Below are 13,446 nucleotides of genomic sequence, written 5' to 3'. Positions count from 1 at the left end.
GAACGCAGGGAAGGAGCTGGGGGTTATATCTGTATTTCCCGCAATTGAGAACCGCTATATTTGTTATTTCGGCGAACGCATTTGTTATTTCGGCGAACGCATTTGTTATTTCGGCGAACCCATTTGTTATTTTGGCGAACCCATTTGTTATTTTGGCGAACCCATTTGTTATTTCGGCGAACTCATTTGTTATTTCGGCGAACGCATTTGTTATTTTGGCGAACCCATTTGTTATTTCGGCGAACCCATTTGTTATTTTGGCGAACTCATTTGTTATTTTGGCGAACCCATTTGTTATTTTGGCGAACTCATTTGTTATTTCGGCGTGTCCATAACGCACTCTACTAGCGTGTCATTACTCAAATGTTGCAATTTTCCCACTTTTCCTATCTTTTTGACGAGACGAAGCGAAGCGTGACAAAATTGAGACGGGATCGGCTGGTTTAACTACACATTACTGTCCCCCCTTACAGACTTGAACTGACGCAGAGAAAGGTTGGTTGACATCTCACGTTAAAAGAAATCAGCCACCCAAGGAGAACTACCTGCAAATATTTGCGTAGCTGCTGAAATAGCTGTTTCTGTTCCATGCAGTTTTCCGGCTATTTGCAAATGGTAGGGAGAGAACAAACTTGTATATAGTGGTGCTAGTTCTCGGACATCTAACTGTAACTCACCTTTTCCACCTTTTGTAACTTCACCGCGTCCATTGGCAACAGAAAGAATGAATTTACCATTGTTTGCATCTAGCAAATTATCTTGAATATCTAGGTGCAGTTCAGTTTCAATTCCCGATGGATAACCCCGCATCTCCAGCGCCTTGACTACATCTACTACCCGCAGCAGCCAACGCATCGTATGCTTGAGCTTGGCAGTTTGCTCTGGTAGCAGCAATGTCAAGGAATCAATTGCAGAACTCCTCCATCTCACCTGTTCAATTTGGGAGCGATGACTGGCAAGAAAAGACCAAAATGTTTGTGCAGCCGCAGTTGTGAGAATTACCCAATCCTTTACCCGCAGGATTGCGCCATCCTCTGTTGAATGTTGACTAAAAAGGATGTAGCCTTCAGGTTTCTCTTTTGTACCGATAAAATATGCGTAAAATGTTTCCTTGTCATCTGGTTGAATTAAGCGCTCCCAGATTGCGGGATGTCGGTCTAAATATCCATGCGTTAATCTGGCCTGCTGCTGATAGAGTGCGTGAAAGACTTGATGATTGATGCTCGCTATTGGTTGTAAAGGTAGGGGTTGGCCCCGCACTTGGATACTTTTAGTCGGAACTTCCCAATTACACCAGCTACCCCCCTGCTCATATCCGACTTTTCGATACAAGCCTTGAACTGCTGGATAAAGAGCAGAGAGCGGTATACCTCTAGCATAAAGTTCCTTGAGCGTCTGCTGCATGAGAGCGATCGCAGCTCCCGAACCACGATACTCTGGAGCAATACCCACTACAGCAATTCCCGTCATTGGTACACGCTCACCACCCCACCACTGACCCATATCCAGAGTTGCCAATCCACCAACTAATTGCTCTGCATGACGAATAATGCGAAAGTTTTCTATGCCAACCTGGTTGATATAAACTTCCTCAGTGCCAAGTGTGTTGACAAAACACTGGTCAAAGATAGCCCCAAGCTGCTGAATATCCTGTGGATGGGCAAGAGTGCTGTATTCAAATTGAGCCGTCATCTCTTATACCATTAGTAGGGCAAAAACACAATCATACTACAGCAGATGTTGCCCCAATGCTTGAGCAATTTCATCGCCATAAAGCCCCGGAATCAGCCTCAATTATACTACTGCACGTTTGGTTTAAAATGTTGGCACACTTGTATCACAATCAATAGATATCTTGCACAAATGCAAAATTTGCCCACCCTGCGGGATCTTGCTACATCCCCTAACCCCTTCTCCCAAACTTGGTAGAGGGATTTAGGGTGAAAGCTCATTGATTCATGTAAGAAGTCTAATATGTTCAATTAAAGGTTATTGGTGTAGATAATTAGTCTTTCAAAACGCGATAAATCCGTGATAAATCGCGTCTGTACATTTGGGTTTTGTTGCTCATTCTGAACTGTATTTACTTAGATCGTTTCTTTGTCATGCTGCATATATTTACCCTCACCTACGCCTTGCCCCCAAAGCATCTTCATCGAGAATTGATATTATACTTGTAAAAATTTTTCATGAGTTACTTCAGGACTGTTTATTCTATTTTTAGGGCCAGTTGCTCTTAACAAACCACTTACAAAAAATATGTCAACAAGTTGGATTTACCTTATATTAGCAATCCTTTTTGAGGTTTCAGGCACAACTTGCATGAAATTATCACAGGGATTTACCAAAATAGTTCCTTCAATATTAATATTTGTCTTCTATGGACTTTGTTTTACTTTTTTGACCTTTGCCCTCAAGAGACTTGAAGTGAGTGTCGCCTATTCTGTCTGGGCTGGATTGGGAACTATTTTAATTGCTCTGATTGGTATTATTTGGTTTCGGGAATCTGCCACATTAATCAAACTTGTGTCGATCGCCTTAATCATCATCGGCGTAATTGGCATCAACGCAAGTCAATGAAGGAGGCAGGGGAGAAGGTTTGCAGATTTTACACAGCTTAGTAGCTGCTTTAGCTAAACATTACTTAGGTAGCGGTGAACAAATTGAATGGCGATCGAACCTTCTCCCACACCGGATGCCACCCGTTTAATTGAGCCGTAGCGGACATCTCCGGCTGCGAAGATTCCGGGAATGTTGGTTTCTAATAAGAAAGGAGAGCGTTCCAAAGGCCAACCACGAGGAGATTTGCCATTATGCATCAAGTCTGGCCCTGTGATGATAAACCCCTGAGCATCGCGTTGAATAACGCCATCGAGCCAATCAGTTTTGGGGCTAGCACCAATGAAAATAAACAGCGACGCCGATACAGTTTCCGTTTGTCCAGTCTTGGCATGGGCGATCGCTATTGCTTCTAAATATTCTTCTCCCTTGACTTCCACGACGCTGCAACTGTCTTCAAAAATTTGTCGTCAAAATATCTACTGTTTAACCAGTTGCTTTAAACGAAAGTATGCTTCTTCTGGTGTCAGAGGTTCCGATTGACTTTCATTGGGTATATAAAATACCCAAGTATCAGGAAAGTAATGTACCACAAAGCTGGGAATTAAACCCAACTTTACTGCTTGCTTTCCGAGTTTTTCAGTTTGTTCCTCTAAACTCAGTTGGTCATGAAATGGGTGTTCAACCATACTTTTTCATCTCCCTGTACTTTATTTGACTCTGGAAGAAGGTTCAAAACCAGTATTGCACAAATCAACTTTCGGTAATTCACCATTTACCATGTTCCAGAATCAGCTTGAGAATATTTTGGTAGTAGACTTAAATAATTTCAAATATGCTTTCGTAGAGAATCATAAAACTATTTGGGTCATTCAGGGTAACTGAAATTAGATTGAATAAGGCAGCAGGGTACTCCTTCGATTGAGGTATTGGGAAATCATCTGGACTGTGGATTATGCGTTGTTCCTAAACAGCGTAGGCGTAGCCCGTCGTAGACATCGCACTAGTCGCGGCTTATGCTGTCAGAGTTGGATTCAGCTGCAAGCAACTGAATATCGCAACAAGAGTTATTATAAAGTGGAGAAAATTTAACATTTGACTATGACCGATCTGGATATTTATAAGCAGCAACTAAAAGAATTTTATGGTAGTAGAACAAATTATGACCATGAGAAAGATACTCGCCATCCTTTAGAAGCCAAGATTTTACTTGAATTTGTGACACTACATTCGGGACAGAAAATCCTTGATGTGGCGACTGGAACAGGTTTAGTTGCGATACCCGCAGCTGAAAAAGTTGGTTCAGAGGGCTATGTGATTGGAATTGACATCACCCCTGGAATGTTGCATCAAGCAAGACTTAAAATTGCAGCAGCAAGATTACAAAATATCGAGTTGATTGAGGCGGATGCAGAGTATTTCAACTTTAGCGATAATACTTTTGATGTTGTTTTTTGCTGTGAGGCAATTGTACTTTTTCCTGATATAATCGCTATTTTAAAAAAGTGGTATAAACTGCGTCCACGTTGAAAACCGTAGTTCTGTATGAATAGAAAAACCCTCATCCCCCAGCCCCTTCTCCCAATATTGGGAGAAGGGGAGCCGGAAAGAAGTCCCTCTCCCAAGTAGGGAGAGGGATTTAGGGTGAGGGCAAAAACTACGGTTCTCAACATAGATGAGGTTTAGCTTCTTAAAACCCGGAGGATTTGTGGCATTCACCTGTCCTCCCGAAACTGCTTTTATGGCATCTTTTCAGCAGAGGATCTGCACTAGGGTTTTGGGTGTATCGCTACCACATATCCTTGAACCACTGGGAACTCCAGAAAAATGTCGTAATTTGCTTAATCAGGCAGGTTTTAGAGATATCGAAATTAAGATTGAACCATCAGGACGTTATCGCCCTCTAAGAGGTTGTTTGAAAAGTATTTCACTGTGATTTTAGGCACTTTTAGATCCCCCCTAACCCCCCTTAAAAAGGTGGGAACCGGAATCAAAGTCCCCCTTTCTAAGGGGGACTTAGGGGGATCTAGAACTTTTGATACCGACAATACGACTTTTCAAACATCCTCTAAGGGATAACAGATTATCTGAGACACTAATTAAGATAAATTTTAAAGGTAATCCCCTGTTGTCAAAATTATCACCAGAACAATTAAATCAGTTGCAAGTTGAGTACAAAGCAGAAATTGAGCAACTAGCAACCGATCAAGGTATTTGGGAAGACACTACAAAGTTGTTTGTTCGCGCTCGAAAATAAATTTATGACCTTTGTTCTTGAACTGACACATGAGGGCGATCGCACATGATAATCTTGCCGATGACAGTTTAATCCCTAGACCGATGTAGAAGTAAACGTTTTCAGATTTACTTGAAGCAGCCCCTTGAAAAATTTGTAATCCAACCTTTGGACGCTTATATGCAAAACCTGTCCCTGATATTAGTGCCTGTACTCGCTGCACAGAAAGTAGCAGGTGACGGTGTAATTAAACCTCTCGGTCATCATGAACTGCTGTTGGTACTAGTACAACTGTCACTGTTGCTTTTGGTAGCGCGGGGATTAGGTGAGTTGATGCGCCGGATTAACCTACCGCCTGTTGTTGGGGAATTACTGGCGGGTGTGTTGCTTGGCCCTTCTCTATTTGGTTTGCTCCTTCCAGACTTACAGGCGCACATCTTTCCCAAAAGTCAAGAACAGTCTAATTTACTTTCGGTGATTTCTTGGTTAGGCGTGTTGTTTTTGCTGATTGTGACGGGGTTGGAAACGGATCTCAAGCTGATTCTTCGTAAGGGTAAAACGGCTCTTTTGATTTCACTGGGCGGAATTATTGTCCCGTTTATCACCGGATTTGGACTGGGCTGGCTATTGCCAGATAGTTTTTTAGCCGACCCAGAAAAGCGATTGGTATTTAGTCTGTTTATCGCCACAGCAATGAGTATTTCGGCAGTACCAGTGATTGCGAAAGTGCTGATGGACTTAAACCTGATTCGCCGTGACATTGGTCAAGTCACCTTAGCTGCTGGGATGACTGACGACACCATCGGCTGGATTTTACTTTCTGTGGTTTCAGGTCTAGCTAGTAGCGGTAAATTTGACCTTGGGACAATTTTCCATTCTGTGAGCGCTGCCATATTATTTCTAGCGATCGCCTTCACAATTGGGCGTACGATTGTAGATCAGATATTGCGCTGGGTTGATGACTACATTGGTGGAATCTCCGCTAGTATGTCGGTTGTGCTGATTCTTTCGCTCTCGGCAGCAGCACTTACCCACGCATTAGGTCTAGAAGCTGCATTAGGTGCTTTCGTGCTGGGAATTCTGGCAGGTCAATCCCGCCGCTTTAGCAATGAAGCTGGACACATGTTAGAAGTTTTCACAGCAAGCTTTCTAGCGCCAATTTTCTTTGCTTCTGCGGGCTTGAAAGTTAACTTACTAGCTCTGTTAGTCCCTCAAACATTGATATTTGGCTTGATTGTTCTCGTTGTCGCCTGTGTTGGCAAATTTACAGGTGCTTACCTTGGTTCTCGCGTCGGTGGCTTGAGTCATTGGGAAGGTTTGGCCATGGGTTCCGGGATGAATGCTCGCGGGGCGATGGAAATTGTCGTTGCTACGATTGGTTTATCTTTGGGAGTGCTGAATCCCCAGATGTACTCGATTATAGTCATGGTAGCGATCGTCACTTCCCTAATGGCTCCACCCCTGCTGCGGTGGACTTTATCAAAAGTGGTTATGGGTGAAGAGGAAGCTCGACGTTTGGAACAAGAAGAACAGGATAGCCGCAGTTTTATCAAGCAAATCCAGCGTGTTTTAATACCTACTAGTGGTGGCCCCAACATCCAACTCGCAGCGCAACTAGTCGGTTACATGGCTCACCAAAACTCGATAGAAGTTACATCTCTATTTGCTCTGAGTGATAAGCAACCTCAAAGCAAAGCCCGCCGGATGGAGGCAACCCAGCTTAAAGACACAGCTGCCGAGCAAGCTTTAGCTGCTGTGACTGAGGAAATGCAGCTACCTGCTGATACCACTCTGCAAACAAAAACGGAGTCTGGGCGTAATAAAGCAGAGGTAATTCTGAATGAAGCAAACAAAAACTATGACTTGATTGTACTAGGAGCTTCGGAACAGATAAGTCCCCAGAAAGCATTGTTTAATTTGCTTGTCGATCGGGTTGTCCAAGAAGCGCCTTGTGCAACGATGGTGGTGAAGTCGCACCTACACCATCCCAAAAGTGAGATATGTAAAATCGCTCAACAACAGCTGAAAAAGATTCTGGTGCCAACGGTGGGGACAGAATATAGCAAAAATGCTGTAGAGATGGCAAGTACGATCGCAGCTCAAACCGGGGCATTAGTGATGATCGTTAACGTAATTAATTTGCCACAGGTTGAGTATATTCTTTACGAACAGCGATCGCTAGCTCCAGTGAAAGAAATTGCTCACGATATGCTTGAACAGCAAGCCGCAATGGGGCGCAATCTGGGTGCTGATGTCAAAACCTATATTCTTCAAGGAAGCAGTCCAGAAAGGGAAATCCTCAAGTTTGCCCAAACCCAGGAAGTTGACTTAATTCTTCTAGGGAGTAGTATCCGAATGGTTACGGGTCGCGTTTTCTTCGGTCACAGAGTGGATGCAATTCTGAGTAAAGCCCATTGCCCAGTAGCGGTAATTACTGTGCCATAGTCGTTCTAAGCTGAGATGCATTTAGGCAACTTTATCGTTTGTGCATAATGCTCGAAGACGAGGTAAAGCTTTGCTTTGAAGCCTCCTTGAGTCTTTTCAAAAGCTAGATACCTGGAATCCCGGTTGAGCATTTCCTGAATCTCTGTTTTGTGAATCATCGTTATCTTTAGGCGATCGCGCCAGTGAGTTAGTTTGCTATTGCTTTGTGTACTTGCTGTGAAACGCTAAGAGCGGCTTTAATTAAATCGGCTCCTTTCTCGCCGATCATAATCGTGGGCGCGTTCGTATTTCCCCCGACTAGAGTTGGCATAATCGATGCATCAACAACCCGCAACCCCGTAACACCGTGTACCTGGAGTTCGGGATCGACAACCGCCATTGGGTCAGTTCCCATTTTGCAGGTGCCGACAGGATGATAGCCCGTAACACAAAATTCCCGGATGTAAACTTCGAGTGCTTCATCGCTAGTCACCTCAGCACCGGGACTGATTTCCTCACCTCGAAACTGATCAAAGGCATTTGTATGAAACAATTTACGCATTATTTTAATCCCAGCAACTAGCTTTTGCACATCGGATTGACTTTGTAGAAAGTTCATCCGAATAATTGGTGGGTCTTTGGGGTCAGGCGAGGACAAACTGACACTCCCAATGTTTTGGGGATGAGTCAAACTGACTGTAACAGTGAATCCCAAACCAGAGAGGGTTTGTCCAGGAGATATCCATAGAATGGGACCGAAGAAAAACTGTAAATCTGGCGTGGCATCCAGATTACCTTCGGTATGCAAAAATAATCCGGCTTCAGCGTTACCATTACTGCTAATTACCGGGTGTAACCCAGCAATTACCTGGGGTGCCACAGGACTGGTAATTATCTGGTGTGCCACAGGAACGAGAGAGTGGTCTTGGAGGTTTTGACCGACACCTGGCAAATCAACGACGACAGGAATCCCCATTGCTTGCAGTTGTTCTGCATCACCAATGCCGGAAAGCATCAGCAGCTTGGGCGAATCGAATGCACCAGCACTTAAAATCACTTCTTTGTTAACCTTGGCTTGGTGCAGCGTTCCCTCGTGCATATATTCCACCCCAACAGTGCGGGTTCCCTCAAACAATAACCGAGTCACTAACGCTCCTGTTGTTATTGTTAAATTGGGACGCTTGAGAATTGGCAAGAGGAATGCAGCAGCAGCACTGTGACGTTTACCATCCTTGACCGTCAACTGATAAATTCCCGCACCTGATTGCTGTATCCCATTGAAATCAGGATTGTGGTTGTATCCGATCGCCACGGCTGCTTCTACAAATCGTTGGGATGCCACAGCACTTTCTTGAATATCGGTGACGCTCCACTCCCCATCAACCCCGTGGTATGCGTCGGCACCGCGTTGCTGATTCTCAGATTTATTGAAATAGGGCAATACATCTTGGTAACTCCAACCAGGATTCCCCAATGACTGCCAGTGGTCATAATCGTGATGATTGCCCCGGATATAAATCATGGAATTAATCGAACTGCTGCCACCCAAGACTTTGCCACGGGGACAAAAGATTTTGCGGTTATTCAGGTACGGTTCTGGTTCAGAGAAATATCCCCAGTCCAGCTCTGAGCCGGGTAGGTTGGGGGATGACAACGGGATTTGAATCTCTGGTTTAGTATCTGGGTTGCCAGCTTCGAGTAATAACACGGTTGTTTCACTATCTTGTGTCATCCGGTTGGCGACAACGCAGCCTGCCGAACCCGCACCAATCACAATATAGTCATATTGAGTCATCACATCCTCGCTTGTAAATTCAACTACTTCAAGAACTGCAACTTAAAGATTGGTTAAAGCTTGAAGTTTAAGAATCTGACTGTTGCATTACGACCAACACAGAGATTCATGCTGAATCTCTGACGCTAATTTTTCTACTGATTGTGCAAAATTTGGGTCAGATTTCATTATCTCTTGTAAGTAACCAACTACCCGATCTAAATTAGCCCTTGACCCTTTTTCTGCCTCTACTAAAGCTGTTACTGCCTCTTGTTTACCTCGAAGCTTGTCCAAATCTTGTCACGTAGCGCTTTTATCTTTGTTAGAGTTGCTTGTGTCAGCTTCTCATATCATGTCCGGTTAAAGACTTATCATTAAGGCAGCAGGGGTGCAGAGAATCAGAGGAGAGAGGCTTTTGGGCTTTCTGCATAAATTTGGGAATTAAAACTAATGAGCCAGACTTGATATCAATTGTTTTTCCAAAAGCTATTTTCAAAGGCTTTGTTACGATTGCCTTTGGCACTGCCCCGATTGCGATCGCTAACTGCTGGCTGTCGGCAGTAATCTTTTATGTGTTTATATAGCGGTTCCCATTCAGATGCGGTACAACATTATATTGCGAGGTGTAGGGGCACGGCAATGCCGTGCCCCTACGGGTGTACCTTACGTAAACGAGAACTGCTATATTTAATCTTTTTAAGTAATAAATGTATTTTTGTACTGAAGATAGTCATTAGTAATTGGCTGTATGGTTGTGCCAAAGGCAATCGCACGTTTTTTGCCCAACTTCATTTGCATCGCCTTGTTCCCTCCCCAGCAGGGTCGCTAGATTGTCTTTGCGAATGCAAGCCAATGCGTTAACAATGCAGGCAGGGTATTGCCTTTCTTTCATTCGCTACGAATTCATGAAATGCTGTACTAAGCAAACTTTTCTTTAATGATTTGACCTTAGCGCGAAGCCCTAGATGTTACCGATCTTTGCAAATTAGCTAGAGCGCGATTGTAATCCAAAATAGCTTCAACTCGATTACCTTCTGCTCTTGTCAGGTCATTTTCAGCATCAATCACCTCTGTTTGAGTGCCCACACCAGCTTGGAACCTCAGCCTTGCTAAATTCAGAGCTTCCCTGGCTTGATTTAAAGCCACACTAGAAGTCTGCACATTATTTAAATTGGATTGCAATTGAGCATAATACTGTTCTACATCAAAGCGAATTTGGTCGCGCTGGGTAGCAAATTGAGTCTCTGCGATCGCAATATTAGCTCTCGACTGATCTGCACGCGCTTTTGCTGCTCCCCCTTCAAATAAAGTTAGATTTCCTTGAATTCCTGCGGAATAGCCATCAGTAATGCTAACGCCATCGTTATACCGATCTAGCAGATTGTAGTTACCGACCAAACTAACTTGCGGCCCTAGCTGTGAAAGTGCCTGTCGTCGCTGTTGCTCGTAAATATTACGTTGTCCCAAATACTGTTGCAACTCTGGACGATTTTGAAACGCTTGGACAATACTTTGTTCTACCGTCTGCGGCCAAAGACCCGCTAACTGTACAGGGTCAGAGGCACTGATATCAACTGACTGCGATAAACTTAACAACGTAGCAAGCTGACGACGGGCAATTTGCTGCTGTGAGATCGCATTAGTCAGTTGTTGTTGGGCGTTTGCTAAATTTACCTGAGCTTGCAGCACATCGAACCGCGTACCTACTCCAGCCTGTTCTCTGGCTTGAGTATCGCGTAAACTAGCCTGGGCATTTATCACAGCAGACTGATTAATTCTGACTAGTTGATCTGCTTGTTGCAAATCGTAGTATTGAGTTGTGGCATTCAAGCTAATTGTCAAAGACTGACTTTCAACATTTAATTGATCTACCCGTAGCTGTTCCTCTGCGGCTCGGATAGTCGCTTGTCGGTTCCCAGAATTATAGAGATTATAATTCAGTTGGGCTGAACCATTAAAAGAGGTGCTGGATTGAGATGAATTGTTATTAAAACCATTACCATTATTAGTCACGCTACTGTTAATACCAAGAGTCGGAAACAAGGCAGCTTGAGACTCGCGTAGCGCCGAGCGACTGCGTTCTAGCTGTAATATAGCTACCTGTAAGTCTCGATTGTTACGTTTTGCGAGTTCCAGAGCTTGTGCCAAACTGATTGGCACAGTTCCCTGAATTTTTACTTCCTCTGGTTTAGTCGGAAATTGGAGAGGATTGGGATTGGGGTTGAGGCGATCGGGAACTTGTACAGAGCTTGAAGAATTCTGTGCTTTTGGGGGAGTTGCTGCATTTACTAAAGTTGGAAGAAAAATCGCGAATGCGACAGTAACCCAGGCAGAATGCACGAAAAATAAGCTGAAATTCATAATCTAAATATAGTCATTAATTAGGTTTTTTGAGGATATAATCAAAAGTTTCCATCCTGATTGACCTACAGAAGTTTAAATCTTAAATTCCCCCTCAAAAGGTTAATCTTAACAAATTAGCCGACAATCAAACCATCCTGAACTCGAATAATCCTTTGGGTTTGAGCAGCGATATCTGGTTCATGAGTGACAATCACAATCGTGATCCCTTGGTCATTAAGTTCAGTCAGTAAACTCATCACCTCATGCGAAGTTTCAGTATCTAAAGCTCCTGTTGGCTCATCTGCCAAAACTAATGCAGGTCGGTTGACCAAAGCACGAGCGATCGCTACTCGTTGCTGTTGTCCGCCAGATAGTTGACTAGGACGGTTAGCGATGCGTCCCCCTAATCCTACCTTTTCTAAGGCTTCTAATGCCCTTTCTCGGCGTTTTGGCTTAGGCAAGTTAGCGTAAACCATTGGCAACATGACGTTTTCTAACGCTGTCGCCCGCGCCAATAGGTTAAATTGTTGAAACACAAAACCTATCCTTTGGTTGCGGATATAGGCTAATTCATCATCATCAAAAGTTGTCAGGTTTCTGCCTTCAAAAATATAGTCTCCAGTTGTCGGACGATCCAGGCATCCCAAAATATTCATCAGAGTAGATTTACCCGAACCTGACGCACCCATAATCGAGACGTATTCCCCTTCCTCAATAGAGAGTTCAATTCCCTTGAGTATGGGAACACTAACTTCTCCCAAGTGGTAGGTCTTAGTAATAGATTCCATCCAAATCATGGTTGGCATAAGAGTTACGAATTACGAATTATCTAGTCACTTCTTAAAGCGTTAATTGGATCTAATTTAGATGCGTTCCGTGCTGGAATCACCCCAGCGATTAAGCCAACAGTTAACGAGAGTACAAAGCCAGCAACGATCGACAATAAAGAAATTACAAACGGAAACTTGAAAACGTTTGCAGCTACAAAGGCTAATAAAACGCCAGTCACCATCCCAATACCTCCGCCGACAATGGAAATCACGATCGCTTCCGCTAAAAATTGATTGAGAATAGCTGAATTAGTGGCTCCTACGGCTTTGCGAATCCCGATTTCTCGCGTCCGCTCAACCACAGAAACTAGCATAATGTTAGCAATACCAATGCCACCAACCACCAGAGAAATTCCAGCGATCGCTACCACCATGACTGTAAATAAACCCACAATACTAGTAAAGGTACTAACAATATCAGCTTGATTAGTCAGCCGAAAATCATCAGCTTGTGGCGGATAAATGTTATGACGCAGCCGTAAGAGATTGGTAACTTGAAACTGAGCGGCTTCTAACTGCTCCTGATTAGCGCCTTTAACTAAAATTCCATTGACAGAAACGCCTACTAACGCATTGTTACCAACCAGTCTTTTCGACATAGTAGTTAGAGGAATAAAAATCTGGTCATCTCGATCCATCGGCCCTTGAGCGCCTTTAGGTTCCATCACCCCAATTACTTCATAAGCCTCTCCCTGAACACGAATTTTCTCGCCGATCGGATTTACACCCTGCCCAAAGAGTGTTTTTTGGACTGTGGGGCCAAGAATGGCAAACTGTGCGGCAGTATCTAATTCTTCTTGAGTAAAATATCTCCCTTGTTGGGGGTGAGTATTTCTGACTTCTGGGTAGTTCAAATCTGTGCCATAAATGGTTGTTGAGGTGTTCTGTCCTGCATATACAACTTGAGCAGTCCGTTGGAGATAAGCAGAAACCATCTGTGCTGATGGCGCTTGTGTAGCGATCGCTTTCGCATCTTCCCAGGTCAAGGTACTGCTAGAACCTACTCCTTGACGGACATTCCCGCTTCTTGCCGCACCCGCTAAGATTTGGATCACATCTGTACCCAATGCTTGTATCTGTTGCTCAACTCCCTTTTGCACTCCCTGACCGACAGAAGTAATGGCAATAACTGAAGAAATCCCAATAATCACGCCCAACATAGTTAGACCTGTGCGTAATTTGTTACTCCACAGAGTCTCTGCCGCCATTGTCAAGATTTCCAGCAATGGTACTGTACGGGTATTCTTCGCTTTATAAAAGCCCTTAAATATCTTAAACAT

The 13,446-nt window shown here is 43.9% G+C and carries 12 protein-coding genes and 1 pseudogene; 5 read left to right on the top strand and 8 right to left on the bottom strand.

What is annotated here, in order from left to right:
* Positions 1–513: 513 nt before the first annotated feature.
* Positions 514–1,692, bottom strand: coding sequence for a GNAT family N-acetyltransferase (locus tag NLP_RS01930; protein ID WP_104904908.1), 1,179 nt, complete (start codon positions 1,690–1,692; stop codon positions 514–516).
* 567 nt (positions 1,693–2,259) lie between these two features.
* Between NLP_RS01930 and NLP_RS01925 the strand changes: the two genes are divergently transcribed.
* Positions 2,260–2,580: a DMT family transporter gene (locus NLP_RS01925; RefSeq protein ID WP_104904907.1), complete on the top strand. Its 321-nt coding sequence runs from the start codon at positions 2,260–2,262 to the stop codon at positions 2,578–2,580.
* A 53-nt stretch (positions 2,581–2,633) separates the two neighbouring features.
* Here NLP_RS01925 and NLP_RS01920 read toward each other — a convergent pair.
* Both NLP_RS01920 and NLP_RS01915 read right to left on the bottom strand, forming a co-directional pair.
* Positions 2,634–3,005 (bottom strand): annotated as a pseudogene (locus NLP_RS01920) (NAD(P)/FAD-dependent oxidoreductase); the annotation flags it as partial.
* Positions 3,006–3,038: 33 nt separating this feature from the next.
* A complete protein-coding gene (locus NLP_RS01915; protein WP_104904906.1) occupies positions 3,039–3,248 on the bottom strand; it encodes a hypothetical protein in 210 nt (69 codons plus the stop codon).
* 412 nt (positions 3,249–3,660) lie between these two features.
* On the opposite strand from NLP_RS01915, the gene NLP_RS01910 reads away from it, so the two are divergent.
* The 4 genes from NLP_RS01910 to NLP_RS01895 all read left to right on the top strand — a co-directional run bounded on the left by NLP_RS01910 (position 3,661) and on the right by NLP_RS01895 (position 7,240).
* A complete protein-coding gene (locus tag NLP_RS01910) occupies positions 3,661–4,089 on the top strand; it encodes a class I SAM-dependent methyltransferase (RefSeq protein WP_234017171.1) in 429 nt (142 codons plus the stop codon).
* A 178-nt stretch (positions 4,090–4,267) separates the two neighbouring features.
* Positions 4,268–4,495 carry a hypothetical protein gene (locus tag NLP_RS01905; RefSeq protein ID WP_234017170.1) on the top strand — a complete coding sequence of 76 codons (228 nt, stop codon included), beginning with the start codon at positions 4,268–4,270 and terminating at the stop codon, positions 4,493–4,495.
* Between the two features lie 192 nt (positions 4,496–4,687).
* The gene (locus NLP_RS35445; RefSeq protein WP_267894904.1) at positions 4,688–4,816 is read left to right on the top strand and encodes a hypothetical protein; all 129 of its coding nucleotides are present in this window, start codon (positions 4,688–4,690) and stop codon (positions 4,814–4,816) included.
* Positions 4,817–4,975: 159 nt separating this feature from the next.
* Positions 4,976–7,240 (top strand): cation:proton antiporter domain-containing protein, encoded by a 2,265-nt coding sequence (locus NLP_RS01895; protein WP_104909739.1) that lies wholly within the window; start codon positions 4,976–4,978, stop codon positions 7,238–7,240.
* Between the two features lie 187 nt (positions 7,241–7,427).
* Here NLP_RS01895 and NLP_RS01890 read toward each other — a convergent pair whose 3' ends face one another.
* The 5 genes from NLP_RS01890 to NLP_RS01870 form a co-directional block, all read right to left on the bottom strand.
* Positions 7,428–9,014 carry a GMC family oxidoreductase gene (locus tag NLP_RS01890; protein WP_104904905.1) on the bottom strand — a complete coding sequence of 529 codons (1,587 nt, stop codon included), beginning with the start codon at positions 9,012–9,014 and terminating at the stop codon, positions 7,428–7,430.
* An 87-nt stretch (positions 9,015–9,101) separates the two neighbouring features.
* Positions 9,102–9,287, bottom strand: coding sequence for a hypothetical protein (locus NLP_RS01885; RefSeq protein WP_104904904.1), 186 nt, complete (start codon positions 9,285–9,287; stop codon positions 9,102–9,104).
* A 654-nt stretch (positions 9,288–9,941) separates the two neighbouring features.
* Positions 9,942–11,354 carry a TolC family protein gene (locus NLP_RS01880; RefSeq protein ID WP_104904903.1) on the bottom strand — a complete coding sequence of 471 codons (1,413 nt, stop codon included), beginning with the start codon at positions 11,352–11,354 and terminating at the stop codon, positions 9,942–9,944.
* Between the two features lie 116 nt (positions 11,355–11,470).
* Positions 11,471–12,142: an ABC transporter ATP-binding protein gene (locus NLP_RS01875; protein ID WP_104904902.1), complete on the bottom strand. Its 672-nt coding sequence runs from the start codon at positions 12,140–12,142 to the stop codon at positions 11,471–11,473.
* 23 nt (positions 12,143–12,165) lie between these two features.
* A complete protein-coding gene (locus NLP_RS01870; protein ID WP_442946639.1) occupies positions 12,166–13,446 on the bottom strand; it encodes an ABC transporter permease in 1,281 nt (426 codons plus the stop codon).

Origin of the sequence: Nostoc sp. 'Lobaria pulmonaria (5183) cyanobiont' (assembly GCF_002949795.1) — a bacterium.
GTDB lineage: Bacteria > Cyanobacteriota > Cyanobacteriia > Cyanobacteriales > Nostocaceae > Nostoc.
Note: the sequence above shows the minus strand (reverse complement) of the source record. Positions and strands in the feature narration are given on the sequence as shown.